The sequence below is a fragment of the Streptomyces sp. GL_148 genome (assembly GCF_057834205.1).
In genome coordinates this window covers 3,951,484-3,977,936 of sequence record NZ_CM174396.1, presented here as the reverse complement: position 1 = coordinate 3,977,936, position 26,453 = coordinate 3,951,484, and the positions used below count along the sequence as shown (strand labels likewise).

The following is a 26,453-nucleotide window of genomic DNA, read 5'->3' as shown; positions in this document are numbered from 1 at the left end:
CGGGGGGTCGCTCCGGTACGCTCCCGGGAATGCGAGCGGTTGAGCGGCGCGAGCGCCGCACAGTATGCACCACGCCTACTCCTTCACGCTGGAATATGCCCGAAGCGCTTGTTGTGGTGACTGTATGTCAACCATGCTGCTCCGCAAGGGGGTCACACTCGGTGACCCCGTCCTGTCGCGAGGCGAAGTGTCCGCCGGTTCGGATGGTGTGAGCGGTGCAGGTGCTTCAGGTTCAGCTGGAGGTAGGACCGGACCCCGCCGAGGTCGGCCGGGCCCGCCGATGGGCCCGTTCCCGGCTGGCGGGCTGCGGCATAGGGGATGACGAGCCGCTCGCCGAGACGCTGATCCTGCTGATCTCCGAGCTGGTCACCAACGCCGTCGTGCACACCGGCTGTCCGGCCGTGCTGCGCATGCTCTTCGGGGAGCCGGGGGTGCGGGTGGAGGTCGCGGACGCGAGCGACCGGGCGCCGTCCCCGCGACAGGCCGCCGGGGACGATACGGGCGGCCGTGGACTGGAGCTGGTGGACGGGCTGGCGGACCGCTGGGGCTGGCAGCGCGAAGGCTCCGGGAAGCGGATCTGGTGCGAGATCGACCGCGCGGAGAAGAGCGCGGAGGGGGTCGCGGAGAGCGCCCCGGGCGGGCCGGAAATCCAGGGCGCGATCCGGGAACCGCGCGTGTACCTCTAACGAGGTGTTGACGGTTCGTCAACTGGTGATCACTCTTGTGTTGAACGATTCGTCGCGAGGGGACGCCAAGGGTCAGTCCTGCCTTGACGAGTGCGGGTCGTGGGGTGGCGGCCGCCGTGCCGCGCTCGGGGCGTGCATGCGCGCCGCCGCCACCCGCAGAACCACCCGCGGAACCAATCCGTGGACGTCTCCGTCGTGTTCCGTCGTGTTCGTGCCCCCGTCGTGCAATGCGATGGCACCCCCGGGTCGTCTTGAGGGTGAGGGGGTGTTGCCGGGTGGAGCCATCCGAAGAAACGTTTGCGGAGTTCGTCGCGGCCCAGGGACTCCCGTTGCTCCGCACCGCGCGGCTGCTGACGGGCGACTGGCATCTGGGGCAGGACCTGGTGCAGGTGACCCTGGCCAAGGTGTACGACCGCTGGGCCCGCGCGGGCCGCTACGACGCGCCGATCGGCTACGCGCACAAGGTCATGGTCACCACCTACTGCACCTGGCGCCGCAGGCGCTGGCACCACGAGCTTCCCCATGAGGCCCTGCCGGATTCCGCCGGCGGCCCGGGCGGCCCGGGCGGTCTCGGCGCCGACGCGGCCGAGGCGGTCGCCGCCTCGGACCTGCTCGAACGCGCCCTGCTCGGCCTGCCGCGGCGCCAGCGGGCCGTACTGGTGCTGCGCTACTACCAGGATCTGACCGTCGAGCAGACGGCGGAGATCCTGGGCTGCCCGAACGGCACGGTGACCAGCCTGGCCGCGCGGGCGCTGACCCGCTTGCGGGCCCACCCGGACCTCTGGCCGGGCCACGACTACGAGACGAGTGAGGCGGAGGTCCGGTGAACGGGTTCCCCGAAGAAGAGCTGCGCCACGCCCTGCACGCGCTGGCCGACCGGCCGGGGGTGCCGGTCGCGGTGCCGACGCCGCAGGCTGCCGTCCGGGCGGCCGCCCGTATCCGCAGGCGCCGGCGCGCGGCCGGTGCCGGGCTGGTGGCGGCCGTCGCGGTGCTGGCCGTGCTGGCCCCGTCGTGGTCGTCGGGCGACGGGGCCCGGATGCCGGCCCCGCCCGCCGCGTCCGCGGGGCCGCCGAGCGGGCAGGATGAGGCGACGGAGCCGGCCGTTCAGAGCGACCCGGCGCTCGGGGTCCCGTACGCGCACACGCTGTACGTGCACTGCGGGATCCGGTCCACGAAGTTCGGCGGCCGCTGGTGGCGCGCCGAGCCGGAGGTGCCCGAGGAGGCCCTGGACGCGGCTCTCAGGACGAACCCGTACACGGCGGGCACGATGGTGCTCGTCTCGGAGGTCGAGGCGCGCTTCGTCCGCAGTAGCCCGGACCTCGCGGTCACCTTCCGCCCCTTGGCGGTCGAACCGGAGCCCTGCCGCTGAGCGTTGGCGTACGTCCCCGGGTCGGGTGCCCGCGGTGCGCGTGGAACCATGAGGTGTTCATGACGTGTCTCTGTTCGTGGCGCGTCGTCCCACCCCGAAGACCCACCCTCACCACAGGAGGAGCGCATGGCAAACCCGTACGAGGTGACGCCTCCGCCCGCCCCGAGGCGCCGTGGGAGCAGACTCCCCGGCTTCCTCGTCCTCGTGCTGCTCGTCGCAGGCATCTACGGAGCCTCCCAGTGGCTCGGCAAGGACGGCGACACGAGCGACGCCAAGGCCTCCCCCTCCGCGTCGGCGTCCGCCGAGCCGTCCAAGGACCCCGGGAACCCGGAGTCCTCCTCCGACACGTCGAGCACGTGGGCGGTGGGCGACTGCGGCGGCCCCGACCCGGACAACAAGCCGGACGGCTACCGGCCGCAGAAGTGCTCTGCGTCCGGAGCCACCTTCAAGGCGATCGACATCAAGGACGCCAGCATCCTGCCGGGCGCGATCCAGTGCCCGCCCGGTACCGACCTGATGATCCAGGTGAGCATTTCCTACGGCTCCGCGAAGTCCGGCGGCATCCCCACCAACACCGTCTGCGGCCGCAACCTGACCGGCGAGCACCCCGGTGACGCGGGCGCCGGCGGCGGCCAGCTGGTGCAGGGCGACTGCGTGACCGACCAGGCGCAGGAAGTGCCGTGCGCCTCGGGTGGAGCGGGCACGTACAAGGTGCTCGGCCTGGTCAAGACGAAGGCCGAGTGCCCGTCCGGGACCACCGAGCCGATGCGGCTGACCATGGCGGTGGGCCGCCCGTACGACGTGATCTGCGCCAAGGGCTGACGGCGGGCCGCGAGGGGCGGTGGTCCCGGACCACCGCCTTTTCACCGCCCCGGGCGGTGCGCGACGGCCAGCGGGAGGCAGTCGACGGGCCGGACCCGCCACTCGGCGCGGAGTCCGTCGCGCACGGGTCGGTATGTCGACCGGGCGAGCTTCCCCGCAGCCGCCTACCGTCGAGGTATGAGCGGGATTTTTGCGGTCTACGAAATGTCGGGTGACGAGGAACGGTCCGTCCTGCGTCTGCATGCGGCGCCTGCTGCCCCGGGAATGGCCACGGCCCCGGGTCCGAGGACCTTTTGCGGCAAGGACACCTTCGCCATGGAAGCGGCCTCCTGGACGCCGTCCTCAGACCCCGGTTCCCCGTGGTACGCCGCGGAGGACGAGAGCCGGCTCTGCCCCGCCTGCGATGACGCGGTCGGCAGCGGCTGAGCACCACCCCGAACCAACGGCCTGACCCCCCGCCCCGCCGGAGCGGGGGCGGACGGGCGCCTCAGAGGATGGCGACCGGGGCCACCGGGGTGCCCACCGCGCCGACGAAGGGTTCCGGCATGGCCGAGAGGAGGAAGGAGTAGCGGGATTCTTCCGCACAGGCTGTGGACAACTTTTCGAGGTTCCAGTTCTGGCCCTGGTGCATGCCCATCTCGACCAGGTCCAGGGCGTGCACCGGCAGCCACAGGTTCTCTATCTCCGGCGGGAAGATCTCGAAGGTCAGGGTGTCGTTCGCGACGGCCGCCACGTCCCGCGCGTGGAACCACTCGGGCGTACGGACGGACAGGCCGGGCGACGGGTAGCCGTAGCCGTGCTTGTCGCCCGCCAGGTAAACCTGGACCTGGCCGGTGCGGACCAGGACGATGTCGCCCGCGCGGACGGTGACGCCGCCGAACTCCTCCGCCTGCTGCAGGTCCTCCGGGGTGACCGCGTGGCCTCCGGGGAGCCGGTCTTGGCCCTTGGCGCGGGCCACGTCGAGGAGCACTCCGCGCGAGACGATGTGCCCGGCCTTGTCGATGCCGCTGAACTCGGCGCGGCCGTGCGCCGTGATGGTGCCGGCCGGGCGGCCGTTGTAGATCTTCCCCGAGTGCGAGACGTGCGTGAGCGCGTCCCAGTGCGTGCCGGCCTGGAGTCCGAAGGTCACCGCGTCGTCGCTGCACGCCACCGTGCCCGGGCCGAAGAGCTCCTGGTTGATCTGCACCATCGTGTGCAGCGGGTTGATCCGGCCGGGGATCATGCCGGACTGCACCCCGTCCTCCTTGAGGGGGAGGGCCAGGGGGATGCGGCGCCCGGTGCGGATCTCGGCGGCGGCCGCGCGGACGACTTCGTCGGTGATGAGGTTGAGGGTGCCGATCTCGTCGTCGGCGCCCCACCGGCCCCAGTTGTTGACGCGCTTGGCGATGTCGTGGAACTCGGCGGGCATGGCCATGGATCTCATCAGCTCCTCGAAGCGGAAATGAACGGTGGAAGCGAACTGGGGCTTGTGCTGGCGCATCCGACTGCCCATAGAATCTAACGGACCGTCAGAAAACGCGGGAAGGGGCCGGACGTGGGGAACTTCTTGGCAGGCAAAGTCGTCGCCGTCACAGGCGCCGGCCGGGGCATCGGGCGGGCCGTGGCACTCGCCGCGGCCGCCGAGGGTGCCAGGGTCGTCGTCAACGACTACGGCGTGGGGATGGAGGGCAACGAGCCCACCAGCGAGATCGCCGAAGCGGTGGTGAAGGAGATCGTCGCCGCGGGCGGCGAGGCCGTCGCCGTCGCCGACGACATCTCGACCATGGCGGGCGGCCAGCGCATAGTCGACACGGCGCTCGCCCAGTACGGACGCATCGACGGAGTCGTGTGCGTCGCCGGCATCCTGCGCGAACGGATGCTGTTCAACATGTCCGAGGAGGAGTGGGACCCGGTGGTCGCCACCCACCTCAAGGGCACTTTCACCGTCTTCCGCGCCGCCTCCGCCGTCATGCGGCGCCAGGGCACGGGCACGCTGATCGGCTTCACCAGCGGCAACCACCAGGGCTCGGTGGCCCAGGCCAACTACAGCGCCGCCAAGGGCGGGATCATCTCGCTCGTCCGCTCCGCCGCGCTGGGCCTGGCCAAGTACGGGGTCACCTCCAACGCCGTGGCGCCCGTGGCGCGCACCCGGATGTCGGCCAACGTGCCGATGGAGCTCAAGGAGATCGGCGAGCCCGAGGACGTGGCGGCGCTCGTGACCTACCTGCTCTCCGACAAGGCCGTGGCCGTCGGCGGCGAGAAGATCACCGGGCAGGTCTACACGATCGCCGGCCCGAAGATCGCCGTCTGGGCCCAGCCCCGCGAACTGCGCGCCGGCTACGCCGAGGGCTCCTGGACCCCCGAGAAGATCGCCGACTTCCTGCCCGGGACCGTCGGCACCGACCCGATGCCGATGCTCGCCCAGCTCGAAGCCATGGCCAAGGCGGCGGCCGCCAAGGACCGCCCCAACGCGTAGCCCCTGGCCGGGTGTTCGCAGTGGGTGGGTGTGTACGCGTGCCACGGCGCGAGAGACCGGTTGCAGCGGCCGGACAGGACCCGAGGGGGCACTGAGCATGGACTTCGGCTTCGACGAGGAGGACGAGGTGTTGCGCGGCCACGCCCGTGAGTGGCTGGCGGAGCACCTCACGGGGCCGTACGAGGAGGCCGTCGGCCTCGGTGGCCCCGGCAGCGAGCACGAAGGAGTCGAGATCCGGCGTGCGTGGGAGCGCGAGCTGGGGCGGGCCGGCTGGATCGGCCAGGGCTGGGAGACGGGGGAGGGTGACGCAGAAGCAGGCGCGTACGGCAACCGGCGGCTCTCCCTCACCGGGCAGGTGGTGTGGGCCGAGGAGTACGCGGCTGCGCGCGCCCCGGCCCGGGTCGGCCACATCGGCGAGAACCTCCTCGCGCCGACGCTGATCGCCTACGGCTCCGCGGAGCAGCGGGCCCGCTTCCTCCCCGGCATCGCCCGCGGCGAGGAGCTGTGGTGCCAGGGGTACTCCGAACCGGGCGCCGGCTCCGACCTCGCGGGAATCCGTACGACGGCGGTACGGGACGCGGCCGACGGCCTGTACCGGGTCACCGGGCAGAAGATCTGGACCTCGCTCGCCCAGGACGCGGACTGGTGCTTCGTCCTGGCGCGCACCGGGGCCGGGTCCGTGCGCCACCGCGGGCTGTCCTTCCTCCTGGTCCGCATGGACCAGCCGGGCAAGGTCGAGGTCCGGCCGATCCGGCAGATGTCGGGGACCTCCGAGTTCAACGAGGTGTTCTTCGACGGGGCCGTCGCCGCCGAGGTGGTGGGCGGGGAGGACAACGGCTGGTCCGTGGCCATGGGACTGCTCGCGCTGGAGCGCGGGGTCTCCACGCTCGTCCAGCAGATCGGCTTCGCGGCCGAACTGGAGCGGGTGGTCCGGGCGTACGTGGACGCGGGCTCCGGCGACTCCGTCCTGCGCGAACGCCTCGTACGGCAGTGGGCCGAGCTGCGCACGATGCGGTGGAACGCACTGCGGACGCTGGGCGCCGCTGGCGGCGCGGGCGGCGCGGGCTCCGACCCCGGCGCGCCCAGCGTGGCCAAGCTGCTGTGGGGCGGCTGGCACCGGCGGCTCGGGGAGCTGGCGGTGGAGGTGCGGGGCGCGGTGGCCACGGCCGGGCCGGGGCACTGGTCGCAGGGGACCCCGTACGAACTCGGACTCGACGAGGAGCAGCGGCTGTTCCTGTTCACCCGCGCCGACACCATCTACGGCGGCTCGGACGAGATCCAGCGCAACATCATCGCCGAGCGCGTGCTCGGCCTGCCTAAGGAGTCCAGTTGAGAGGCGTCGTATTCGACGGCAAGCAGGCCCAGGTGGTCGACGATCTGGAGATCCGGGACCCGGGGCCGGGGGAGGTGCTGGTCGCGATAGCGGCGGCCGGGCTGTGTCACAGCGATCTGTCGGTGATCGACGGGACGATCCCGTTCCCGCCGCCGGTGGTGCTCGGGCACGAGGGCGCGGGCGTGGTGGAGGCGGTCGGTTCCGGGGTCACGCACGTGGCGCCCGGCGACCACGTCTCGCTGTCCACGCTCGCCAACTGCGGGGCGTGCGCGGACTGCGACCGCGGGCGGCCGACGATGTGCCGCAAGGCGATCGGGATGCCGGGGCAGCCGTTCTCGCGGGGCGGCAAGCCGCTCTTCCAGTTCGCGTCCAACTCGGCCTTCGCGGAGCGGACGATCGTCAAGGCCGTGCAGGCGGTGAAGATCCCCCAGGACATCCCGCTCACCTCGGCCGCGCTGATCGGCTGCGGAGTCCTGACGGGCGTGGGCGCCGTCCTGAACCGGGCCAAGGTGGACCGCGGCGAGACGGTGGTGGTCATCGGCACCGGCGGCATCGGGCTCAACGTGCTCCAGGGCGCGCGGATCGCGGGCGCCACCACCATCGTGGCGATCGACGCGAACCCGGCGAAGGAGGCGGTGGCCCTTCAGTTCGGCGCCACGCACTTCATCGACGCCTCGGCGGTGGCGGACTCCTCGGCGGCCGTGAAGGAGATCCTGCCCACGGGCGCGGACCACGCCTTCGAGTGCGTGGGCAACGTGAAGCTGATCCGGCAGGCGATCGACCTGCTGGACCGGCACGGACAGGCGGTCCTGCTGGGCGTGCCCGGCTTCACGGAGGAGGCGGCCTTCCAGGTCTCGTCCATGTACCTGGACAAGACGATCATGGGCTGCCGGTACGGGTCCTCGCGCCCGCAGCGGGACATCGCGCTCTACGCGGAGCTCTACCGGCAGGGCAAGCTGCTGCTCGACGAGCTGGTCACGGAGGTCTACCCGGTCGAGGACTTCGCCAAGGCCGTGGACGACGCCCACCACGGGCGGGTGGCGCGGGGGGTCCTCACGTTCTGACCCCGCCGGTTCCGCTGGAACCGCTGGACCCGTGACCGGCACCCGCTCCCCGGAGCAGTGCCGGCCACGGCGCGTCCTCAGCTCCGCTTGACCACCCAGGTCAGGGCCAGCACCGGGGTCAGGCTCGCGAGGAAGGCGGGCAGCCGGTTGTAGCCGTGGACCTGGAATTCGAGGGCGACGGGCAGCAGCAGGATGAGTCCGCACAGCAGGATCGCGAGGGCCGGCAGGTGGGTGCCGGGCCGGAAGCGGCGCAGCTTCTCCATGTCCGACGGGTCCATGTACGACTTGGTGATGGCGGCCGCGACGCCGAAGAGGAGCAAGCCGAAGAACGCGGCGATGGGGTCGCCGAGCCAGGCACGGGTCATGAAGGGGTGTTCGGCCACGCCCTCCTCGGGGTGGGCCGGGGCGAAGTGGGCGTCGACCCGCATGCCCGGCTCGGGGAAGCGGCTGGTGGTGTACCCCTCCAGGGCGACTTCACGGGGCCCGCTGTCGAAGGGGACGCGGACGACGAGGTCCGTGTCGTACGAGCCGTGGCTGTCCTCGGTGGGGGGCGTGTGTACCGGTTCGCCGGCCAGCCGGACGATCTCGACTTTGTGTGCGGCGTACCCGATCCGCTCCAGCCGCTCGATCTCCTTGCCGTTCGCGCTGGAGCCGGTGCACAGCACCACGAGGGCCGCGGCGACGGCGAACTGGACGCCGATGGCGAAGACGTAGGACAGCCGCTCGTCCCCCGAGCGGTAGGGGGGAGGCGTCCACGGCTTGTCCAGTGGCCCGATACGGGCCCGGTACGAGGCTGCGACCCAGCAGCAGGCGAAGACGGCGGAGGCGGCGGCGAAGGCCAGCTCGGCCGTCAGCGGCGGGTACGGGGACACCGGGGTCAGCGCGCAGACGATCGCGCCGGCAGCGGTCCCCACCATCAGCCAGCCCGTGACGCCGGTCCACCGGCTCTGACCTGGCTCGTACGTGTGTCTCATGGCCCCCGCCTGTTCGAGATCCGCAGGATAGCGGCGGGGGCGTGCGCTGGGGTGTGGGGGCCGTCAGCCGGTGAAGCGGCCGAAGCGGCCCTTGTGGAAGAGGAGGGGCTCGCCCTCGCCGGCCGCGCCCATCGCCTCGACCCTGCCCACCACGATGAGGTGGTCCCCGCCGGTGTGCACGGCGTGGATCCGGCAGTCGATCCAGGCGGGCACCGCGTCGAGCTGCGGCGAGCCCGTGGCGGGGGCCGGGGTGTGGGCGACTCCGGCGAACTTGTCGGCGCCGCTGACCGCGAAGGCCCGGCACAGCTCGCCCTGTTCGGCGCCGAGGATGTTCACGCAGAACACCCCGGTGCGTGCGATGCGGGGCCAGGTGGTCGACGTACGGGCCACCATGAAGGTGACCAGCGGCGGGTCGAGGGAGAGCGAGGCGAAGGACTGGCAGGCGAAGCCGGCCGGGCCTTCCTCGTCCTCGCCGGGCGGGGAGGTGATGATCGTGACCCCGCTGGCGAAGTTCCCCAGTACGGCACGGAATTCCGCGGGGCTGACCGGCGCGCGCTCGTTTTCGCCGACGGCCCGCAGATCGGGGCGGGGTAGTGCTTCGACGGGCTCGGCCCCGGGCTCCGCGGCGGCGGAGGGGAGGGAGCCGACTGATCTGAGGTATCGGACGACGGTGGCCGCCATCCCTGCGTGTCCCATCACGTTTCCGATTGAAGCTGACGGTGCGTCAGATGGGAAGGGGGGTGTAAGGTCCGCCATGGATTGAACGTGTTCAAATTAGGTTGAGTGAGGTCGAGGGGGCTTGCCGTGCTGAGTGGTGGTGTGGGCACTGGTGCGGATGGCGGCGTGTGGGACGGCGGGGCCGAAACCCGTGCGCCCGGTGGTGGCGGTGGTGGTGGCGGTGGGGATGGCAGTGGAGAGGGTGGCGGAGAGGGCGGTGGCCAGGGCAACGCCCAGGGCGCCGGTCGCCGCGGAATCGCGCCGGGCGCCGCCACCGTCGCCGCGGGCCAGTTCATGGTCGTCGCGCTGCTCTGGCAGCTCACCTCCCTCCTGTCCTCCCCGGCGGCGCAGGACCCCTACGGCCGGGGGCACGGCGGCGGCCTCGGCGCGCTCTTCGCGCTGTGCTTCATGTGCTTCGTCCAGCCGCTGATCGCGTTCGCGGCGGGCTGGGTGCACAGCACGCTCGTCACCGTCCCGGTGGTGGAGCTCTCGAACGCCGCCGGACTGCGCACCCGGATCCCCGCGCCCTGGTGGGCCCTGCCGGCGCTCGCCGCGCTCAGCGCCGCGTACGCCACCCCGGTGGCCCTGCTGACCGGCGCCCCGTACGCCGCCACCTGCGGCTGGTTCGCGGCCGCCGGGGCGCTCCCCGTCGCCGTGGCCGTGTGCGCGCGGATGCGGCGGTGGACGCAGTCCTCGGTACGGCGGTGGGCGCTGGGGTCGGCCGCGGTCGCGGTGCTGGCCGCGCTGGTCGTCGCGTTCAACTCGCCCACGCAGGTGGTGCCGTACGAGCCGCCGGCCCTGGCGCGCGCCGACTACGTCGGCGTGTGGAGCGGCGACGGCGTCCGCCTGGAACTGGACGAGCAGGGCGCGGTGGTGGCGGAGAAACTGTTCGTGGACGACGGGTTCGAGGTGGTGGACCGCTGCTCGGGCCGCGGCACGTGGGAGCTCCGGGAGGCGGACCGCTCCTACCGGGCGGCCGTGGAACTGGCCGTCGCGGACTGCGGGACGGCCTCGCTGACGTGGGAGCTGGCGGGAACGGCCGCGGAGCCGGAGCTGTTCGTGCTGATCGGAGACCCGGACGCCGGAGACGTACGGGTACTGCGGAAGCGGGCGCGGTAGGCGGTCGGAGCGAGGTCCAGGGTGTGCTGGAAGACGCGGCGCATCGTCTCGGCGGAGCCGAACCCCGACTGCTCGGCCACCGCGTCCACCGGATCGTCGCCCGCTTCGAGGAGCGCCTGCGCCGCTTCGAGCCGTACGGACTCCACGTACCGGCCCGGCGTCATCCCGGTCTCCGCGCGGAAGAGCCGGGCGAGGTGGCGGCCGCTGACCCCGGCCTGCCGGGTGACCTCGTCGAGCGTGAGCCGGGGGTCGGCCCCGATGGCGTCCATGACCGTGCGCAGGACCGGGTGCTTGGCCTCGCGCGGGGTCAGGCGGGCGCTGTACTGGGACTGGCCGCCGGGCCTGGCCATGAAGACGACCAGCTCCCGCGCGACCTCCCGGGCGACGGCCGGCCCGTGGTCCTCCTCGACCAGGGACAGCGCGAGGTCGATGCCCGAGGTCACCCCGGCCGAGGTGACCACGTGCCCGTCCTGGACGAACACCGGATCCGCCTCCACCCGCACCCGCGGGTACGCCGCCGCGAGCTGCGCCGCGAGCCGCCAGTGCGTGACCGCCCGCCGCCCGTCGAGCACCCCGGTCTCCGCCAGCACGAAGGCCCCGGCGCACACCGAGGTGACCCGGCGCGAGCGGCGCACGAGCTCGGCGACCAGGCCCGTCAGGGCCGGATCGGCCACGGCCCGCCGCCAGTCGCTCCGGCCGGGGACGACGAGGGTCCCGGGGCGGGCCGGCAGGCCGTCGGGATCGCCGTCCGCGCCGATGCGTACGCCCGAGGAGGTGCGGACATCGGCCCCGTCCGGGGAGACGATCCGGACCTCGTAGCGGGCGCCGTGGACATTGGCGGTACTGAACACCTCGGCGGGACCCGTGACATCGAGCAGCTGCACGCCGTCGAAGGCGACGATGACGACGGGGTGCGCGGCTGCCCGGCACAGGGGGCGCGCGGCTGCTCGGCCCAGGGGACCCGCGGCTACTCGGCCCACGGGGAGTCCAGGATCAGGCGTACGAAGTCTCCGCGCTCGAAACCGGGCACGTGGTGCGCGAGGACGTCGGCCTTGACGTTGCCGAAGGCCGTGCCGGGCTTGGGTGCCACGCCGTCGGCGAAGGCGCGCAGGATGCGCTCCTTGAACCGGGGCCGCGGGTGCAGGGCGACGACCGCCGCGCGGTCCGCCTCGGCGAGGTCGTGGTAGCCGATGCCGAGCACGTCGTATTCCACGCCGGCCGTCACCAGGGCCACCTCGGGCTCCATGTGTTCCGGGATGCCCGGGGTGGTGTGCAGGGCGATCGCCGTCCACACCCGGCGCACCGCGTCCTCGGGGACCTGGTGGCTCCGCAGGAACCGGCGGGCCTCGTCGGCGCCGTCCACCTCGAAGCGGCGGCCGCTGGTGTGGAAGGGCTCGGTGAGGCCGAGGTCGTGGAACATCGCGGCCACGTAGAGCAGTTCCGGATCGGCCTCGATGCCGAGGCGGCGGCCCTGGAGGCTGCCGAAGAAGTACACGCGGCGGGAGTGGTCGTAGAGCAGCTCGCCCACGCTGTCCCGGACGAGCTCGGTCGCCTCCTTCGCCAGTCGTGAGTCCGGTACCCGGATCGGCGCGCGTGCGTGTGCGTCGCTCGTTGTCATGGTTTGGCCCCTTCTCTTGGCTCCCCTGCGGGTCCCACCAGTCTTTGGGGCCGTGCGTCCTCTCGCTATGGCCATCACGCCACACATCCCACAGATACGGACACGGCAGGGCCGTACGGGTGATTCCCCCGCCGTACGGAGCGCTCTGGAGGGCGGGTTTTGGATGGGCTCGGCATCGTGGCGGGGGGACCGGAGGCAGGGCCCCGACCCGGTAGCAGCGGCGCACGCACAGGAGGACCTTCATGCTCGGCACCGATTTCCGTAAGGGATCGCCCAACTGGCTCGACCTCGGGAGCCCCGACACCGACGGGGCCGTCTCGTTCTACACCGGAGTCTTCGGCTGGGAGTTCCTCGCCCTCGGCCCCGAGGCGGGCGGCTACGGCTTCTTCCAGGTCGACGGCAAGACCGTCGCCGCGCTGGGGCCGCTCACCGAGGAAGGCGCCACCTCGGCGTGGATGCTGCACTTCAACACCCCCGACATCCAGGAGACGGCGGCGGCCGTCAAGGCGGGCGGCGGAGTCGTGCGCATGGAGCCCGGGGACGTCATGGGTGAGGGCTGGCTGGCGCAGTTCACCGACCCGCAGGGCGCGGAGTTCGCGTGCTGGCAGCCGGGCAAGACCGCCGGGCTGGGGCTGACCTCCGAGGTGAACACCCTGGTCTGGGCGGAGCTGCACGTTCCCGACCCGGTCGCGGCCGTCGAGTTCTACGCCGGCCTCTTCGGGTGGCGCTCGGCGGAGATGGAAGCACCCGGGATGACCTACCGGGTACTGAGCATCGCCGACGGGGACCAGGAGGACGGCTCCTTCGGCGGGGTCGCACCGCAGGGTGATGGCGCGGGTGAAGTCGCGCGCTGGGTGCCGTACTTCAACGTCGCCGACGTGGACGCGACCGTGGCCGCGGTGCGGGGCGGCGGGGGCTCGGTGCTGATGCCCGCCGCCGATGTCCCGGAGGTCGGGCGGATGGCGTGGACGGCGGACCCGGCGGGAGCGGTGTTCGCTCTGCTCACGCCGGACCCGCAGATGTAGGTCCCCGTCCTCCAGGCTTAGCGGCCGCGGTACTTCGGGGTGCGGCGCTCCACGAAGCTGGCGACCCCCTCGTTCGCGTCGGCCGTGGTCATGTTGAGCTCCTGGGCGGTGGCCTCGGCGGCGAGCGCCGTCGCCCGGTCACCGTCCAGAGAAGCGTTGACCAGCTGCTTCGTCAGGGCCAGGGCGCGGGTGGGGCCCTGCGCGAGGCGCTCCGCCCACTCCCGGGCGGTCACCTCCAGCGCATCGGCGGGAACCACCTTGTTCACCAGGCCGAGCCGCTCGGCCTCGGCCGCCGGGACGGCGTCCCCGAAGAACATCAGCTCCTTCGCCTTCTGCGGGCCGACCAGGCGGGGGAGGAGGTACGCGCCACCGCCGTCCGGGACCAGGCCGCGGCGGACGAACACCTCGATGAAACGGGCCGGTTCGGCGGCGATGACCAGGTCGCAGGCGAGCGCGAGGTGTGCGCCGATGCCGGCCGCGGTGCCGTTGACGGCGGCGATGACCGGCTTCTCGCAGTCGAGCACGGCCGTGATCAGGCGCTGCGCGCCGAGCCGGATCATGCGGGCCACGTCCCCGGCGACCCGCTCCGCGGGGGCGGCGGGAGATCCGCGGAGGTCGGCGCCCGCGCAGAAGCCCTTGCCGGTGGCGGTGATGACGACGGCGCGTACGTCGGGGTCGGCGGAGGCTTCGGCGAGCAGGGCGATGACGCGCTCGCGCTGGTCCCAGGTGACGGCGTTCATGGCCTCCGGCCGGTTGAGGGTGATCCAGGAGACGCCGCTCTCGAAGCGGTGGAGGACTTCGTCCTCCGGGGTGCCGGTCATGGTGGAACTCCTGTTCGTGGGTGGGCCGGTGCGGCGCCGTTGCCGGGGACCGGTCCCCGGACCCCTGCGCCTCAAACGCCGGCGGGGCTGGATTTTGGCTGGCGTCGGCCTGTACGTGGCGGTGTGTGGGCCGGGGCTGCGGGGGTGGGCCGGTGCCGGGGTCGGGGTGGGGTGTCGGCCTGGACTGCATGATTTAGGCGCCCTGTGCTTTACGTTCGACAGGGCGCGGGGTGTACCTGCGCCACAAATCACGCTTTACGTCCAGGCCAACACCCCACCCCGCCCCCGTCCCCGTCCCGGGCCGCCTCTCCGGCCCCGCCGATGGGCCGCCTCTCCTGCCCAGCCGGCGGGTGGGTCTTTCAGTCGTCCGGCGGGGTCCCTTTCGCCGTCCGGCGTTGAGGGCCGGGTTTGGCTTTTCAGCCGTCCGGCGTTTGAGGACCGGGGTCTGGGGCGGAGCCCGGTGGCATCCCTCAGCCTCGCCGGCGTTTGAGGCGCGGGTCCGGGCTGGCCCGGCTGGGGGTCCCCCCGGACGGAGTCTGGGGGATGGTGGAAGGGTGGGTTGGGGACTTTGCCCCGCAGGGCTGCCCCACCCGCCCGCGGCGGGGCGGCGCCGAGCGAAGGGTGGTCAGCGGCAGATGGCGAGGGCGTCCAGGGCCACCGCGCCCTGGCCTCGGGGGAGGACCATCAGGGGGTTGATGTCGAGCTCGGAGAGTTCGTCGCCCAGTTCCATCGCCATCCGCTGGACCCGGAGGATGACCTCCACCAGCGCGTCGACGTCCGCGGGGGGCGCCCCGCGGACGCCCTCCAGCAGCGCGTGCCCGCGGAGTTCCCCGAGCATGGCCCGGGCCTGGTCCTCTCCGAAGGGCGGGACCCGGACGGCCACGTCGTGCAGGACCTCCACCAGGACTCCGCCCAGTCCGACGGTGACGGTCGGGCCGAAGAGGTCGTCCTGGGTGACCCCGACGACCATTTCGACGCCGCGTTCCACCATCTGGCAGACGAGGATCCCGTCCAGCGGGACGTTCTCGTAGCGGGCGATGTCCGTCAGTTCGCGGTAGGCGTCCCGGATCTGGCTCGCCGAGGTCAGGCCGATCTTGACCAGGCCCAGGTCCGTTTTGTGCGCCAGCTGGGGGCCCGAGGCCTTCATGACGACCGGGTAGCCGACCAGTCCGGCCGCCCGTACGGCCGCTGCGGCGCTGGTCACCAGTTGCTCGCGGGGTACCCGTATCCCGTAGGCGCGCAGGAGCTGCTTCGCCGCGTGTTCGCTGAGCTGCTGGCCCGGACGCATGAGGGCCTGGGCCTTGCGGAAGGAGGGCGAGGTGGTGCGCGGGGCGTCCTCGAAGGGGGAGCGGTAGGCGGCGGTGAAGCGGTGGTGGCCGAGGTACGCGCGGACGGCGGTGATGCAGTTGCCGAAGGTGCGGAAGGTCGCGACCCGGGAGGAGCCGAGGAGGGTGGTGCGGTAGGCCTCCTCCGTGCCGACCGGGGAGCCCCAGATCACGCAGATTAGTTTGTCTGTTTGTTCGGCCGCGTCCACCAGGTCCTGTGCCAGTTTGTCGCTCATGGGGGGGAAGGGTCCCGTGATCGGGCAGATCAGGACGCCTACGGAGGGGTCCGCGAGGATGGCGTCGATGATTTTGCGGCCTCGCCAGTCGCCTACCGGGTGGCCGCCGTTGTCCACGGGGTTGGAGACGCCCAGGTACCCCGGGATCCACTGGTGCAGCTCGTCCTGTTTGGCCTGGGAGAGGGTGGGGATGCTGAGGCCCGCCTCGGTGGCCAGGTCGGAGAAGTGGGCTCCGGTGCCGCCGGAGATGGAGTAGACGACCACTCCGTCGGCGAGGGGCTTTCGGGCGCGGGCCAGGAGGGCCGCGGTGTCCTGGAGTTCGTCGAGGCCGTCGACCCGGATGACGCCGAACTGCCGCATGGCGGCGTCCACGACGGTGTCCGCGCCGGTCAGCTTGCCGGTGTGCGAGGCGGCCATGCGGGCGCCGGTCTCGGTGCGGCCGACCTTGACGGCGACGACGGGGACGCCGTTGCGGGCGGCCCGGTCGGCGGCCAGGAGGAACTGACGGCCGTCCTTGAGGCCTTCCACGTAGCAGGCGATGGCCCCGACCTCGGGCTGCTCGGCGAAGTAGGAGATGAAGTCGGAGGTTTCGAGGTCGGCCTCGTTGCCGGTGGGCGCCCAGTGGGAGAGGCGGATGCCCAGCTCCTGGAGGGTGTAGACCGGCCGGCCCTGGTGGCCGGACTGGGTGATGAGCGCGATGGCCGGGCCGTCGAGGTCGTCGCGGAACTTCTCGAAGGCGTTGAGGTTCGTGTTGGGGCCGAGCAGGCGCAGGCCGGAGCGCCGTACGGCGGCGCCCAGGCGGGCCTGTGCGGCGGCGCCCTCGTCGCCGGTCTCGGCGAAGCCGGAGGCGAAGGCGACCGCGAACTTCACCTTGGCTTCCGCGAGTTGCTCGACGATGGGGAGCGGATCGGCTACGAGGAGGACCGCGAGGTCCACCTGTTCGGGCAGGTCGGCCACGGAGGCGTGGCACGGCAGCCCGAAGACCGTGGCCCGGGTGGGGTGCACGGGGTGCAGCCGGGCACCGACGCGTTCCGCCCAGGCGATGAGCTGGCGGGTGATGCCGGTGTTCGGTCTGCCGTCGGCGTCCGAGGCGCCGATGACCGCCACGGACTCGGGCCGGAAGAACCGGTCCAGGTCCGGGGCGTCGGCGTGCAGGGGCCGACCGCTGACGTCCAGCGCGACCGTGTCCTCGGCGGACGGAGCCGCTGTGGAGTGGACGGCCGTCCTGGGGGTCTCCCCGCAGGCCTCGACACGTGCGCGGAAGTCGGTGGTGAGGGTGCCGTGAGTAGATCCAAGCATCGTTCCGCCCGCTCCTGCTCGATGAACCTCGACGAATCTCAATAACTGACGCGTAGTCAGATTACTGAACTGACGTGCCGTCAGGAACAGGGATGCACAGGAAAGCTGGTGGAGGTGATGTGTGGACCGCTCGCGGACCGGTTCCCGGGCGCACCTCAGGGTCGTCCCGGGGTGGGTTTTGGTGTCACTTCCAGGGCCGTCCAGGGAACGGTCTCAGATCGCCGGGGGCCGGTCCAGACCATTATTCGGCCGAGGTCAGGGGGTCGTGATGGCCCTGCGGGGGCGGCCGCCCCCGCAGGGCCGGCCTCGCCGCTCCCGGAGCTCCTCACCACTCCCGGGGGGCGATGAGCTCCTCGACGTCCGCGTCCGCGAATCCGTACGCCGCGGCCACGAACGCGAAGTCCTCGGCTATCTCCTCGCGCGCCACGGTCTCGATTTCGCTCCCCGCCGCCTCGAACTCCGCCTCCAGCAGGTTGAACTCCTCGGTCGCCGCCCCCGTCAGCACGTACAGCGCGGCCAGGTCCGGGGGCTGTTCGGCCTCGATGCGCGCGCACAGCCGGAGCAGGATGGCCCGGCCCTTGTCGAGGACGTGATCCGGGTAGTACGCGTCCTCGTAGAGCGGCTTCAGGAAGGAGCGGGCTGTTGTTCGGTGGTTCGTGATCGACATGGTGATCCCCCGTGGTTGCGTCGCCGTCGGCTGGCCGGCGTACCGATGCTGCATCAGGCCACTGACAACGGGGGGAGGGGGAGGGGGCCGGCTTATGGGCGGAGCGTGCGGGCGATGCGCTTGGCGATCTTCTCGGCGTCCAGGGCCAGTTCTCTGAGCATTCCGCTAATGGGATTGGTGAACCCGAGGAAGTAGAGGCCCGGGGCGTCGGGCGGGGTGTTCGCGCCGTGCGTGCGGGGGCGGCCCCGGTCGTCCAGTACGTCGAGGTCGCCGACCAGTCCCTCCAGGGCGCGGCGGTAGCCGGTGGCCGCGATCACGGCGTCGGGGGTGATCCGTGAGCCGTCCGCGAGGACCACCTCGGCTCCGTCGAAGGATTCGACGGCGGCCACGGGCTCCACCCGGCCCGTGCGGACCGCGTCGATCAGGCCGACGTCCTGGAGCGGGATCGACCCCTGCTTGACCCTGCTGTACAGGCCGGTGGTGGGGCGCGGGAGTCCGTACGCGGACAGGTCCGGGACCGAGGCCTTGCCGACGATCGCACCGAGCCGGTCGACGAGCCGGACGGGCAGGTGCCGGACCAGGATCCCGGTCCGCTGCGAGGGCCAGCCGGCGGTGGAGCGGCGCAGGATGTGCGGGGCCGTGCGCACCGCGAGCCGGACCCGGGCGGCGCCGCCTTCGGCGAGGTCGACGGCTATCTCGGCGCCGGTGTTGCCGACGCCGACGACGAGGACGTCCTGGCCGGCGTACGGGGCGGGGTTGCGGTACTCGGCGGCGTGGGCGAGGGGGCCCGGGTAGGTGTCCCGGCCGGGCCAGTCGGGGATGAGGGGGGTGTGGTTGTACCCGGTCGCGACCACGACCGCCCGGGCCGCCATGATGCGGCCGCCGGTGGCGTGCAGGGTCCAGCCGGGGGCGTCGGGGAGGGAGCCCGTGGATTCCGCGGAGTCCGTGGGGGTTGTGGAGTCCGTGGGGTCCTGGGGGTTCTTGGAGGGCTCTATGCGGGTCACCTCGATGCCGGTGGCGATCTCCAGCTCGTGGAACTCGGCGTACTTCTCCAGGTAGCGCACCACGTTCTCGCGGGCCACCCAGCGCCCGAAGCGGCGCGGCATGGCCAGCCCCGGGAGGGCGGAGAGCCGGCGCGTGGTGTGCAGGTGGAGGCGGTCGTAGTGCCGCCGCCAGGAAGCGCCGACCGACTCCGACTTCTCCACGACCACCGCGCGGACCCCGCGGGCGCGCAGCGCGGCGGCGACGGCGAGGCCGCCGGGGCCGGCGCCGATCACGTAGACCGGGCGGGGCTGGGTGGACAGGTCGGGTGCTGTGGGGACTCCGGGCATGAGGTGTGAGCGTATCGCCGTACGGGGGCGGTGGGTCTCGGACGAGGAGGGAATCGGTTGCGGATCGATTACGGGGAGTGGCGGGCGGGGCCGGGGGCCGTGGGCGGGGACTTGTGGGATGGGATGGGATCCGGTGAACTGACGGTATGTCAGGTGAGTGCTGCCCCGGAGGAGTGGTGTCGTGAGTACTGGAGCCGGTACGGCTGCGCGGTTCGACCTGCCGGAGATCGACGACTTCACGCGGCCCTACTGGGACGCGGCGGCGGAGGGGCGGCTGTTGCTGCGCCGCTGTGGGGAGTGCGGGAAGGCGCACCACTATCCGCGGGAGTTCTGCCCGGCCTGCTGGGCGGGGGAGGACCGGGTGACGTGGGAGACGGCGAGCGGGCGGGCCACGCTCTACACCTGGTCGGTGATCCACCGGAACGATCTGCCGCCCTTCGGGGAGCGGGTGCCGTACGTGGCGGCGGTGGTGGATCTCGAGGAGGGGCCGCGGATGATGACCGAGGTCGTCGGCGCGGAGGGGGCGGAGCTGCGGGTGGGCATGGACCTGGTGGTGACCTTCCGGGAGGCGGCGGAGGGGATCTGGGTGGCGGTCTTCAGCCCGGGCGCGGGCTGATCGAGCGGGGCGGCCGGTGGGCGGCCGCGTGGTGTGGTGCGGTGCCGTGCCGGTGCCGTGCCCGTGTGTTGCCGCGTGTGGTGCCCGCGGGGCGGGGAGTGGCTGCGGCGCGGCTTGGCCCTGCGGGGTGGAGTCCCCTCCCCGCCCTTCGCCCGTTCCCCGGGCGCTGCCCGGACCCCGGTCCTCAAACGCCGGACGGGCTGGGAGGGGGTACCGGGCTGCGCCCGGACCCCCTGGGGCTGCGCCCCGGACCCCGGTCCTCAAGCGCCGGACGGCTGGTGGGTTCGCCGGGCGGATCGGGTTGGTCAGGGCCACAGGAGGTGGTGGGTCCAGGGGGTGGTGGGGGTGCGGGTGTACTGGAGGCGGGTGTGGAGGCGGGCTGCGTCTCCCTGGAAGAACTCGATCTGCGTGGGGGAGAGCACGTACCGGGTCCACGTCGGCGCCGGGGCGTCCGGCTCCGCGCCGGCCCGTTCCCAGGACTTCGCCGCCACGGCGGCCAGCTCCTCCCGGGAGGCCAGCACCTCGCTCTGCCGGCCCGTCAGTGCCGCCGCCAGCGCCCCGCGCGTGCGGGCCGCCAGGTCGGCGCGGCTCTCCGTCGCGTCGCAGGCGGTGACCCGTCCCCGGATGCGGATCTGGCGGGCCACCGCCGGCCAGTAGAAGCCCAGCGCCGCGGCCGGCTGCCCGGCCAGCTGCCGGCCCTTCGTGCTGGTGGAGTGCGAGGCGAAGTGCAGGCCGCGCTCGTCGGCGTCGTGCAGCATGAGCGTCCGTACGTCGGGCCGCCCGTCCGCGTCCACCGTCGCCAGGCTCATCGTGTGCGGCTCGGGCTGCCCCGCCTTGGCGGCGTGCGTGAACCACTCCCGGAACAGCTCGAGCGGGTCGGCCGGTGCGGTGGCCGTGTCGAAGGACGGCAGCGGGCCGTCCCAGACGCGCAGGGAGTGCAGGGTGGTGTGGAAGTCGGCGTTCACGTCGCTCGCGTTGCTGCTCATGTCTCGATCGAACACCACGCGGCCGTGGCGGCACCACGGGAAAACCGAACGGGGGCGCCCCGGCCGACCTGTTCGGTCGGGCGGAGCGCCCCCGTGGACGTCTGCGTGTTTCAGCAGGCCGTCAGGGCGTCACGACATCAGTCGAGGACGTCCGGGATGGGCTCGGTGGTGCTGCGCTGGAGCGTCGCGCCGGCGGCCGGGCCGACGGCCCAGTCGGTGAGCTTGATCGCGTCCGGGTAGCGGTCCGTGGCCTTCAGTAGGACGCCGACGATCGACTTGCCGTTGCGGGTCACGGCGAAGACGAGGCACTGGCCCGCGGCCGTGCCGGTACCCGTCTTGACGCCGATGGCGCCAGGGGTCTGGTAGCCGTTGCCGGGCTTGATCAGCAGGTTCGTGTTCGTCCACGTGGCGACGGCGGACGTTCCGCCGCTGCTGTACGAGGGGGTCTTCACGATCGCCTTGAAGGTGGTGTAGCGCATCGCGGTGCGGGTGAGCTTCGCGAGGTCGCGCGCGGTGATGTAGGTGGTGCCGCGCGAGATGCCGTCGAAGGTGTCGTAGTGGGTGTTGGTCATGCCAAGGTCGCTCGCCTTGGTGTTCATCTTCGAGATGAAGCTCTGGACGCGTGCCGCCCTGGTCGTGCCCTGTCCGAAGGTGTCGGCGAGCGCGTAGGCGGCGTCGCAGCCCGAGGGCAGCATCATCGCGTACAGCAGCTGGCGCACGGTGGGGGTGGCGCCGGCCTTCAGGTAGGCCGAGCTCGCGCCCTCCCGGGCGACGTAGTCCAGGTGCTCCTGGCGGATCGTCACCTTCCTGTCGAGGTCGAGGCTCGACCTGGTGAGGACGACCAGCGCCGTCATGATCTTCGTGGTGCTGGCCCCCTCACGCTTGGTGTCGCCCAACTTGCTGGTGAGCGTGGCGCCCGTGGAGGCGTCCATCAGGAAGGCGGAGGTGGCGGTGACCGGCGGGGCGGTGACCGCCTGGGCCGGGGCGGCGACCGTCAGCAGGGCGCCCGTGGCGACCGTGACGGCGAGAGCGGCGCGAGAACGCCGCAGCAGGTTCGATATCAAGTCAGTTCCCGTGATGGCTGGAGGTTCCCCGAGGGGGCCGTGGATGCCAGGGCAGTCCGTTGTGGAACCTGCCTGGCGCGCCGACCCCTCCGGGAGCTTACGCAGCCGCACCGACAGGGCGTCAGTCCCGTCCGAGAATGATGGTGCCCGACGAGCAGAACCAGCCGCCCGTGCCCGAGGCGATGGCTACTTGTGGGAGGGTTCCGCCCCGTTTGCGCACCTGACCCTCGGCCGCCTCGCCGCGGAGTTGGCGTACCGCCTCGACGAGCAGGAACAGGCCGCGCATGCCGGGGTGGCAGGCGGAGAGTCCGCCGCCGTCCGTGTTGACCGGGAATTCGCCGTCCCGCAGGAGGCGCCCTTTCTCCACGAATGCGCCGCCCTCGCCCTTTGCGCAGAAGCCGAGGTCCTCCAGAGTGACCAGGGTCATATAGGTGAAGGCGTCGTAGATTTCGGCCAGGTCCACATCCGCCGGGGTGAGCCCGGCGCGGGCGAAGGCCTGGCGGCCCGAGACGGCCGCGGGGGAGACGGTGAAGTCCTCCCATTCCGACATCGTGGTGTGCGAGACGGCGGTGCCGGAGCCGAGGATCCACACGGGCTCCTTGGCCGTGTCCGGTACGTAGTCCTCCGCGGCCAGCAGGACCGCGCAGCCGCCGTCCGAGCGGATGCAGCAGTTCAGCTTCGTGAAGGGGTCCGCGATCATCCCGGAGGACAGGACGTCGTCGACCGTGATGGGGTCGCGGAACATCGCGTCCGGGTTGGTGGCGGCGTTCGCCCGCGCCTGCACCGCCACCTCGGCGAGCTGCTCCAGCGTCGTGCCGTACTCGTGCATGTGGCGGCGCGCGGCCATCGCGTACTTGGAGACCAGCGTGTGCCCGTACGGGACCTCGAACTGCAGCGGTCCCCGCGCCCCGAAGGAGAGGTTCGAGGTCCGGCGGCGGGCCTTGATGTCCGCGCGCGCGGTGGATCCGTAGACGAGGAGGACCGCGTTGGCGTGCCCGGCCGCGATGGCGTCGGCGGCGTGGGCGGCCATGACCTCCCACGTGGAGCCGCCGACCGAGGTGGAGTCGACCCAGGTGGGGCGCAGGCCCAGGTACTCGGCGACCTCCACGGGTGCCAGGATGCCGAGGCCGGCCGAGGCGAAGCCGTCGATCACCGACCGGTCCAGGCCGGAGTCGGCCAGGGCCCGGCGGGCGGCCTGCGCGTGCAGGGCGTACGGGGTGGGGCCGTCCACCCGGCCGCAGTCCGAGAGGGCGACGCCGACGACGGCGACCCGGCGGGGCCGGGCCCCGGGGCCGGCGGGGGCGGGGGCGGAGAGGGGTCCAGGCATGCCCTGACGGTACAACTGACGAACCGTCAGATACTAGAGGGTCGCCGGGAGTCCGCCGGGAGCCCGCCGGGCGGCCCCGAGGCCGCCGCGCCCTACGCCCCCGGGTCCCAGGCGCTGAGCCGTTCGAAGATGCGCTGGTCGCCCTCGACCTTCAGGGAGTTGATCGGGATGCGGTCGTACAGGGCGAGGACCAGCTCGCCGGCCGTGCCCCGGAGGGAGACGGCGGCGGCGTCCGGTTCGTGGTCGGTCGCGGTCGTGGTGGTGGTCGGCAGGGTGCCGGGCGCGGGGAGGCGGACGGTGCGGGCGCCGTCGGCGGAGAGCGTGAGGCGCCAGGAGTGGCCCTCGGAGGCGTGGAAGTCGACAGTGGCGGGCTCGTGCGGCCAGGCACTCGTCGTTGCGACGCAGGTGGACAGGAACTCGTCGACACCGTCGAGCGCCACCTCGGCCGACAGCGGCTGCGGGGCACCCACGGTGATCTGGGCGTCGTAGGTGTGCACCGCCATCTGCTGGAGCTGGTGCCGGGCTACGGCGCCGGAGGTCGGCGGCGACTCCAGCGTCTCCCACCACGTCCAGCAACCGCGATCCGGGCCGGCCTGCCGCAGTGCGTCCACCAGTTGCTCCGTGGACTCCGCCAGCCAGGTCAGCAGGGCCTCGCGCTCCCGAGGTGCAGCGGGGGCGCCCGCCGCTGAGGACTTGGCCGGAGCAGGCCCTGCGGCGACGGTGGCGGCCCAGTCGCGGCGCCCCTCGCCGATGTGCTGCGCCAGATCGAACAGCGTCCACTCGGGGCAGGTCGGCACCTGTACGTCGAGGCTGGGCGCGGAGGCGACCGCGGCGCGGAAGGCGGTCGACCGTTCGTCGATCAGTCGCAGCAGAGCGGGGAACTCAAGTGTCGTTGTCACCCGGACTCTCTATCACCGCCTTCCAGTAAGGGGACAGCGATTTTTGCGGCCGCCGCGGCCCGGGGCGGGCTTGCAAGGAGCCTCAGGGGGCGGCCCGTTCGGGGTCGAAGCCCTGCGGGAGGTGTGGCCGGCCCCGTGGTCGTCGTAGGCCGCGCCGCGTGATGGGCCCGGCCCCCGCCGCTCCCGGGCGATCGGCTTCGGAACGGTCCGCCCCCTGTGCTTATGGCGCCGTCCGCCCTAACATGACGGCCCGTCAGATACGGGGAGGAGCCCGACGATGGATGCCGCCTTCACCGCGGAGCAGGACGAGATACGGCGTACCCTGCGCGAGATCCTGGGCAAACGCTGCGGCCCGGACGAGGTCAAGGCCGCCGTCCGCACCGACGCCGGATACGACCACGAGCTGTGGCAGCAGCTCGCCCGGCAGCTCGGGCTGCCGGGCATCGCCGTGGCCGAGGAGTACGGAGGCGTCGGCTGCGCCCCCGCCGACCTGGCCCTGGCCTGCGAGGAGACCGGACGGGTGCTGCTGCCCTCGCCGCTGCTGGCCACCGCCGTGCTCGCCGTGCCGCTGGTCACCGCCCTGGGGACCGGCGCCCAGCGCTCCGCCCTGCTCCCGCCGCTCGCGGCGGGCGGGCTCACCGCCGCGCTCGCCGTACCCGGCCCCGCCCTGGCCACCGCCCTCGCGCTGACCGGGGACAACGCCCCGGGCGACTGGGCCGGCGGCGGCCGGGCAGGCGGAGTGCAGGCCCGCGCCGTGGACGGCGGCTGGCGGCTGTACGGGGAGGTCGCCCAGGTGCTCGACGGGCACAGCGCCTCGCTGCTGCTGGTCGCCGCGCACACGGGAGGCTTCGCCCGCAGCCGCACCCTGCTGTTCCTCGTACGGGAGGACGCGCCAGGCCTCGTACGGGCGCGGCAGACCACCCTGGACGAGACCCGCCCGCAGGGGCGGATCCAACTCCGCGACGTAGAGGCAGAATTGCTCGGCGGCGACGACGCCGACGTGGCCGGAGCCCTCGCCGCCACCGGACGCGGCGCCGCCGCCGTCCTGGCCGCCGAGGCCGTGGGCGCGGCCGGGCAGGCGCTCGCCCGCACCGTGGAGTACGTCCAGCAGCGCGAGCAGTTCGGCCGGGCCATCGGCTCGTTCCAGGCGGTCAAGCACCGCCTCGCCGACCTCTACGTACAGGTCCAGGCGGCCCGCTCGGCCGCCTACTACGCGGCCTGGGACCCGGAACAGGGCGGACTCGCCCTGGCCCAGGCCCTGGAAGCGCTGCGGATCACCGCCGGCGAGGCCATCCAGCTGCACGGCGGCATCGGCTTCACCTGGGAGCACGACGCGCACCTCTACTTCAAGCGGGCGGCCGCCGACGAACTGCTCTTCGGCCCCGTCCACCGGCTGCGCGCCCACGCCGCGGACGCGGCAGGGCTGTTCGCCCCCCTCGCACCCGCGGCCGTACCCGCGTCCGCCCCCGCCCCACGGAACGAGAAGGTGGCCGTCTGATGGCGCCCGGAGTCAAGCTGATGCAGAAGGTCTCCTCGACCATGCTGTTCGCCAAGATCGCACCGCACTTCATCCCCGCCATGGACAAGGCGGTGCACAAGCTGACCCGCGGCAAGGTCATCCTCAGCGCCCAGATGCTCCCCGGCGTGATCCTCACCGCCAAGGGCGCCAAGACCGGCGAACCGCGCACCACCCCGCTCGCGTGCATGCCGGAGCAGGACGGGGCGAGCTGGGTGCTGATCGGCTCGAACTTCGGCCGCCCCGGACACCCGGCGTGGACCGGGAACCTTCTCAAGAACCCTGACGCGGACGTGAGTTGGAAGGGTCAGGACATCGCCGTACGCGCCCGCCTGCTGGCGGGTGAGGAGCGCGCGGCGGCGTGGCAGGCGGTGCTGAAGTTCTGGCCGCCGTACGCGGCGTACCAGGCGCGCATCGAGCGCGAGATCCGGTTGTTCCGCCTGGAGCGTCGCTGATCACGGCGGAAGTCCCGTAAGGGAGGCGCGGCGGACCCGGTGGGGTCCGCCGCTTACTTCGTCGGCTTCTTGCCCGTGATGCCCAGGTGGACCAGGAGCGCCAGGTTCGGCTTCAGTTCCGCCTGCTTGACGCCCCAGGTCTGGAAGCCCTTCTGGTGCGAGGCGACCGCCGCGAGCATGGCGACCAGTGAACCGGCCATCGCCGCCGGGCTCACGTCCTTGTCGACCTTGCCCTTGGCCTGGAGCTCCTTCACCGACTCCGTCAGGGAGTTGGTGACGGAGTTGAGGATCTTCATGCGGATCTTGTAGAACCGCTTGTCGCCCTCGGCCGCGCCGAGGTCGACGACCCGCAGGATCGCGTCGTTGCGCCGCCAGAACTCCAGGAAGCCGTCGACGAGTTCCTCCGCCGCCGCCCATCCCGCCTTGCCGACCCACGCGCGCCCCTCGACCAGCGAGGTCAGCTGCGCGCCCTCGTTGGCCATGCGCTCCGCGATCTCCAGGACGGCACCTTCGACGTCCGGGAAGTACTGGTAGAAGGTCGCGGGGGAGGTACCGGCCTTGCGGGCGACGTCGATCACTTTGACGTCGCGGTACGGCGAGGAGCTGAGCATCTCGCTGAGGCAGTCGAGCAGCTTCTGCCTCGTCGCCTGACCGCGCCGGCCGGCAACGCGGCCGTCGACGGTGCGTACTTGTCCTGTCATGCCGTCAGCTTACCGAGGGGTGATCGGC

General features: G+C 72.5%; 26 protein-coding genes. 12 read left to right on the top strand and 14 right to left on the bottom strand.

The window, feature by feature from the left end:
- Positions 1 to 215 precede the first annotated feature (215 nt).
- The 5 genes from AC3IYI_RS18210 to AC3IYI_RS18190 all read left to right on the top strand — a co-directional run bounded on the left by AC3IYI_RS18210 (position 216) and on the right by AC3IYI_RS18190 (position 3,303).
- Positions 216 to 686 (top strand): ATP-binding protein, encoded by a 471-nt coding sequence (locus AC3IYI_RS18210; RefSeq protein WP_489411182.1) that lies wholly within the window; start codon positions 216 to 218, stop codon positions 684 to 686.
- A gap of 275 nt (positions 687 to 961) precedes the next feature.
- Positions 962 to 1,513 carry a SigE family RNA polymerase sigma factor gene (locus tag AC3IYI_RS18205; RefSeq protein ID WP_489411181.1) on the top strand — a complete coding sequence of 184 codons (552 nt, stop codon included), beginning with the start codon at positions 962 to 964 and terminating at the stop codon, positions 1,511 to 1,513.
- Positions 1,510 to 2,055, top strand: a complete 546-nt coding sequence (locus AC3IYI_RS18200) for a hypothetical protein (RefSeq protein WP_489411180.1) — start codon at positions 1,510 to 1,512, stop codon at positions 2,053 to 2,055. Before AC3IYI_RS18205 ends, AC3IYI_RS18200 begins: the two co-directional genes overlap by 4 nt.
- Before the next feature lie 126 nt (positions 2,056 to 2,181).
- Positions 2,182 to 2,877: a hypothetical protein gene (locus AC3IYI_RS18195; RefSeq protein WP_489411179.1), complete on the top strand. Its 696-nt coding sequence runs from the start codon at positions 2,182 to 2,184 to the stop codon at positions 2,875 to 2,877.
- A 177-nt stretch (positions 2,878 to 3,054) separates the two neighbouring features.
- Positions 3,055 to 3,303, top strand: coding sequence for a hypothetical protein (locus AC3IYI_RS18190; RefSeq protein ID WP_489411178.1), 249 nt, complete (start codon positions 3,055 to 3,057; stop codon positions 3,301 to 3,303).
- Positions 3,304 to 3,364: 61 nt separating this feature from the next.
- Here AC3IYI_RS18190 and AC3IYI_RS18185 read toward each other — a convergent pair whose 3' ends face one another.
- Positions 3,365 to 4,291, bottom strand: coding sequence for a cyclase family protein (locus AC3IYI_RS18185; RefSeq protein ID WP_489411574.1), 927 nt, complete (start codon positions 4,289 to 4,291; stop codon positions 3,365 to 3,367).
- 120 nt (positions 4,292 to 4,411) lie between these two features.
- Between AC3IYI_RS18185 and AC3IYI_RS18180 the strand changes: the two genes are divergently transcribed.
- The 3 genes from AC3IYI_RS18180 (at position 4,412) to AC3IYI_RS18170 (ending at position 7,729) form a co-directional block, all read left to right on the top strand.
- Complete coding sequence (locus tag AC3IYI_RS18180) at positions 4,412 to 5,332, top strand: SDR family NAD(P)-dependent oxidoreductase (protein ID WP_243339341.1); 921 nt, start codon at positions 4,412 to 4,414, stop codon at positions 5,330 to 5,332.
- 97 nt (positions 5,333 to 5,429) lie between these two features.
- Positions 5,430 to 6,665: an acyl-CoA dehydrogenase family protein gene (locus AC3IYI_RS18175; protein ID WP_489411177.1), complete on the top strand. Its 1,236-nt coding sequence runs from the start codon at positions 5,430 to 5,432 to the stop codon at positions 6,663 to 6,665.
- Positions 6,662 to 7,729 (top strand): Zn-dependent alcohol dehydrogenase, encoded by a 1,068-nt coding sequence (locus AC3IYI_RS18170; RefSeq protein ID WP_489411176.1) that lies wholly within the window; start codon positions 6,662 to 6,664, stop codon positions 7,727 to 7,729. Before AC3IYI_RS18175 ends, AC3IYI_RS18170 begins: the two co-directional genes overlap by 4 nt.
- Positions 7,730 to 7,806: 77 nt before the next feature.
- On the opposite strand, the gene AC3IYI_RS18165 is transcribed toward AC3IYI_RS18170, so the two are convergent.
- The 4 genes from AC3IYI_RS18165 to AC3IYI_RS18150 all read right to left on the bottom strand — a co-directional run bounded on the left by AC3IYI_RS18165 (position 7,807) and on the right by AC3IYI_RS18150 (position 12,157).
- Positions 7,807 to 8,703: a hypothetical protein gene (locus AC3IYI_RS18165; protein WP_489411175.1), complete on the bottom strand. Its 897-nt coding sequence runs from the start codon at positions 8,701 to 8,703 to the stop codon at positions 7,807 to 7,809.
- A 63-nt stretch (positions 8,704 to 8,766) separates the two neighbouring features.
- Positions 8,767 to 9,384 carry a flavin reductase family protein gene (locus AC3IYI_RS18160; protein ID WP_489411573.1) on the bottom strand — a complete coding sequence of 206 codons (618 nt, stop codon included), beginning with the start codon at positions 9,382 to 9,384 and terminating at the stop codon, positions 8,767 to 8,769.
- A gap of 1,001 nt (positions 9,385 to 10,385) precedes the next feature.
- On the bottom strand, positions 10,386 to 11,519 hold the full coding sequence (locus AC3IYI_RS18155; protein WP_489411174.1) for a GlxA family transcriptional regulator: 1,134 nt from the start codon (positions 11,517 to 11,519) through the stop codon (positions 10,386 to 10,388).
- Positions 11,507 to 12,157, bottom strand: a complete 651-nt coding sequence (locus AC3IYI_RS18150; RefSeq protein ID WP_489411173.1) for an HD domain-containing protein — start codon at positions 12,155 to 12,157, stop codon at positions 11,507 to 11,509. Before AC3IYI_RS18150 ends, AC3IYI_RS18155 begins: the two co-directional genes overlap by 13 nt.
- 242 nt (positions 12,158 to 12,399) lie before the next feature.
- On the opposite strand from AC3IYI_RS18150, the gene AC3IYI_RS18145 reads away from it, so the two are divergent.
- Entirely contained in the window at positions 12,400 to 13,182 is a 783-nt protein-coding gene (locus AC3IYI_RS18145) for a VOC family protein (protein WP_489411172.1), read from the top strand.
- 17 nt (positions 13,183 to 13,199) lie between these two features.
- On the opposite strand, the gene AC3IYI_RS18140 is transcribed toward AC3IYI_RS18145, so the two are convergent.
- The 4 genes from AC3IYI_RS18140 to AC3IYI_RS18125 all read right to left on the bottom strand — a co-directional run bounded on the left by AC3IYI_RS18140 (position 13,200) and on the right by AC3IYI_RS18125 (position 18,861).
- Positions 13,200 to 14,003, bottom strand: coding sequence for an enoyl-CoA hydratase/isomerase family protein (locus tag AC3IYI_RS18140; RefSeq protein WP_489411171.1), 804 nt, complete (start codon positions 14,001 to 14,003; stop codon positions 13,200 to 13,202).
- Between the two features lie 625 nt (positions 14,004 to 14,628).
- The gene (locus AC3IYI_RS18135; protein ID WP_489411170.1) at positions 14,629 to 16,863 is read right to left on the bottom strand and encodes an acetate--CoA ligase family protein; all 2,235 of its coding nucleotides are present in this window, start codon (positions 16,861 to 16,863) and stop codon (positions 14,629 to 14,631) included.
- Positions 16,864 to 17,188: 325 nt separating this feature from the next.
- On the bottom strand, positions 17,189 to 17,530 hold the full coding sequence (locus AC3IYI_RS18130; RefSeq protein ID WP_489411169.1) for a DUF5713 family protein: 342 nt from the start codon (positions 17,528 to 17,530) through the stop codon (positions 17,189 to 17,191).
- A gap of 92 nt (positions 17,531 to 17,622) precedes the next feature.
- A complete protein-coding gene (locus AC3IYI_RS18125; protein WP_489411168.1) occupies positions 17,623 to 18,861 on the bottom strand; it encodes a flavin-containing monooxygenase in 1,239 nt (412 codons plus the stop codon).
- A gap of 181 nt (positions 18,862 to 19,042) precedes the next feature.
- Between AC3IYI_RS18125 and AC3IYI_RS18120 the strand changes: the two genes are divergently transcribed.
- A complete protein-coding gene (locus tag AC3IYI_RS18120) occupies positions 19,043 to 19,477 on the top strand; it encodes a Zn-ribbon domain-containing OB-fold protein (protein ID WP_489411167.1) in 435 nt (144 codons plus the stop codon).
- A 305-nt stretch (positions 19,478 to 19,782) separates the two neighbouring features.
- Here AC3IYI_RS18120 and AC3IYI_RS18115 read toward each other — a convergent pair whose 3' ends face one another.
- The 4 genes from AC3IYI_RS18115 to AC3IYI_RS18100 form a co-directional block, all read right to left on the bottom strand.
- Complete coding sequence (locus tag AC3IYI_RS18115) at positions 19,783 to 20,463, bottom strand: pyridoxine/pyridoxamine 5'-phosphate oxidase (RefSeq protein ID WP_489411166.1); 681 nt, start codon at positions 20,461 to 20,463, stop codon at positions 19,783 to 19,785.
- A 137-nt stretch (positions 20,464 to 20,600) separates the two neighbouring features.
- Positions 20,601 to 21,527: a D-alanyl-D-alanine carboxypeptidase family protein gene (locus AC3IYI_RS18110; protein ID WP_489411165.1), complete on the bottom strand. Its 927-nt coding sequence runs from the start codon at positions 21,525 to 21,527 to the stop codon at positions 20,601 to 20,603.
- A 121-nt stretch (positions 21,528 to 21,648) separates the two neighbouring features.
- Positions 21,649 to 22,854, bottom strand: coding sequence for a thiolase C-terminal domain-containing protein (locus AC3IYI_RS18105; RefSeq protein ID WP_489411164.1), 1,206 nt, complete (start codon positions 22,852 to 22,854; stop codon positions 21,649 to 21,651).
- A gap of 92 nt (positions 22,855 to 22,946) precedes the next feature.
- Entirely contained in the window at positions 22,947 to 23,753 is an 807-nt protein-coding gene (locus AC3IYI_RS18100) for a maleylpyruvate isomerase N-terminal domain-containing protein (protein ID WP_489411163.1), read from the bottom strand.
- 277 nt (positions 23,754 to 24,030) lie between these two features.
- Between AC3IYI_RS18100 and AC3IYI_RS18095 the strand changes: the two genes are divergently transcribed.
- Together AC3IYI_RS18095 and AC3IYI_RS18090 are read left to right on the top strand one after the other, a co-directional pair.
- A complete protein-coding gene (locus tag AC3IYI_RS18095) occupies positions 24,031 to 25,251 on the top strand; it encodes an acyl-CoA dehydrogenase family protein (RefSeq protein WP_489411162.1) in 1,221 nt (406 codons plus the stop codon).
- On the top strand, positions 25,251 to 25,724 hold the full coding sequence (locus AC3IYI_RS18090; RefSeq protein ID WP_243339307.1) for a nitroreductase family deazaflavin-dependent oxidoreductase: 474 nt from the start codon (positions 25,251 to 25,253) through the stop codon (positions 25,722 to 25,724). Before AC3IYI_RS18095 ends, AC3IYI_RS18090 begins: the two co-directional genes overlap by 1 nt.
- Positions 25,725 to 25,777: 53 nt before the next feature.
- On the opposite strand, the gene AC3IYI_RS18085 is transcribed toward AC3IYI_RS18090, so the two are convergent.
- A complete protein-coding gene (locus tag AC3IYI_RS18085) occupies positions 25,778 to 26,425 on the bottom strand; it encodes a TetR family transcriptional regulator (protein ID WP_489411161.1) in 648 nt (215 codons plus the stop codon).
- Between the last annotated feature and the right edge of the window lie 28 nt (positions 26,426 to 26,453).

What these genes read in the sequence shown, in the direction of transcription:
- AC3IYI_RS18165 (WP_489411175.1), bottom strand. Translation starts at nt 8,703, where the DNA reads ATGAGACACACGTACGAGCCAGGTCAGAGCCGGTGGACCGGCGTCACG.
- AC3IYI_RS18085 (WP_489411161.1), bottom strand. Translation starts at nt 26,425, where the DNA reads ATGACAGGACAAGTACGCACCGTCGACGGCCGCGTTGCCGGCCGGCGC.
- AC3IYI_RS18195 (WP_489411179.1), top strand. Translation starts at nt 2,182, where the DNA reads ATGGCAAACCCGTACGAGGTGACGCCTCCGCCCGCCCCGAGGCGCCGT.
- AC3IYI_RS18090 (WP_243339307.1), top strand. Translation starts at nt 25,251, where the DNA reads ATGGCGCCCGGAGTCAAGCTGATGCAGAAGGTCTCCTCGACCATGCTG.
- AC3IYI_RS18135 (WP_489411170.1), bottom strand. Translation starts at nt 16,863, where the DNA reads ATGCTTGGATCTACTCACGGCACCCTCACCACCGACTTCCGCGCACGT.
- AC3IYI_RS18185 (WP_489411574.1), bottom strand. Translation starts at nt 4,291, where the DNA reads ATGGCCATGCCCGCCGAGTTCCACGACATCGCCAAGCGCGTCAACAAC.
- AC3IYI_RS18115 (WP_489411166.1), bottom strand. Translation starts at nt 20,463, where the DNA reads ATGAGCAGCAACGCGAGCGACGTGAACGCCGACTTCCACACCACCCTG.
- AC3IYI_RS18105 (WP_489411164.1), bottom strand. Translation starts at nt 22,854, where the DNA reads ATGCCTGGACCCCTCTCCGCCCCCGCCCCCGCCGGCCCCGGGGCCCGG.
- AC3IYI_RS18095 (WP_489411162.1), top strand. Translation starts at nt 24,031, where the DNA reads ATGGATGCCGCCTTCACCGCGGAGCAGGACGAGATACGGCGTACCCTG.
- AC3IYI_RS18190 (WP_489411178.1), top strand. Translation starts at nt 3,055, where the DNA reads ATGAGCGGGATTTTTGCGGTCTACGAAATGTCGGGTGACGAGGAACGG.
- AC3IYI_RS18150 (WP_489411173.1), bottom strand. Translation starts at nt 12,157, where the DNA reads ATGACAACGAGCGACGCACACGCACGCGCGCCGATCCGGGTACCGGAC.
- AC3IYI_RS18140 (WP_489411171.1), bottom strand. Translation starts at nt 14,003, where the DNA reads ATGACCGGCACCCCGGAGGACGAAGTCCTCCACCGCTTCGAGAGCGGC.
- AC3IYI_RS18145 (WP_489411172.1), top strand. Translation starts at nt 12,400, where the DNA reads ATGCTCGGCACCGATTTCCGTAAGGGATCGCCCAACTGGCTCGACCTC.
- AC3IYI_RS18125 (WP_489411168.1), bottom strand. Translation starts at nt 18,861, where the DNA reads ATGCCCGGAGTCCCCACAGCACCCGACCTGTCCACCCAGCCCCGCCCG.
- AC3IYI_RS18160 (WP_489411573.1), bottom strand. Translation starts at nt 9,384, where the DNA reads ATGGCGGCCACCGTCGTCCGATACCTCAGATCAGTCGGCTCCCTCCCC.
- AC3IYI_RS18175 (WP_489411177.1), top strand. Translation starts at nt 5,430, where the DNA reads ATGGACTTCGGCTTCGACGAGGAGGACGAGGTGTTGCGCGGCCACGCC.
- AC3IYI_RS18130 (WP_489411169.1), bottom strand. Translation starts at nt 17,530, where the DNA reads ATGTCGATCACGAACCACCGAACAACAGCCCGCTCCTTCCTGAAGCCG.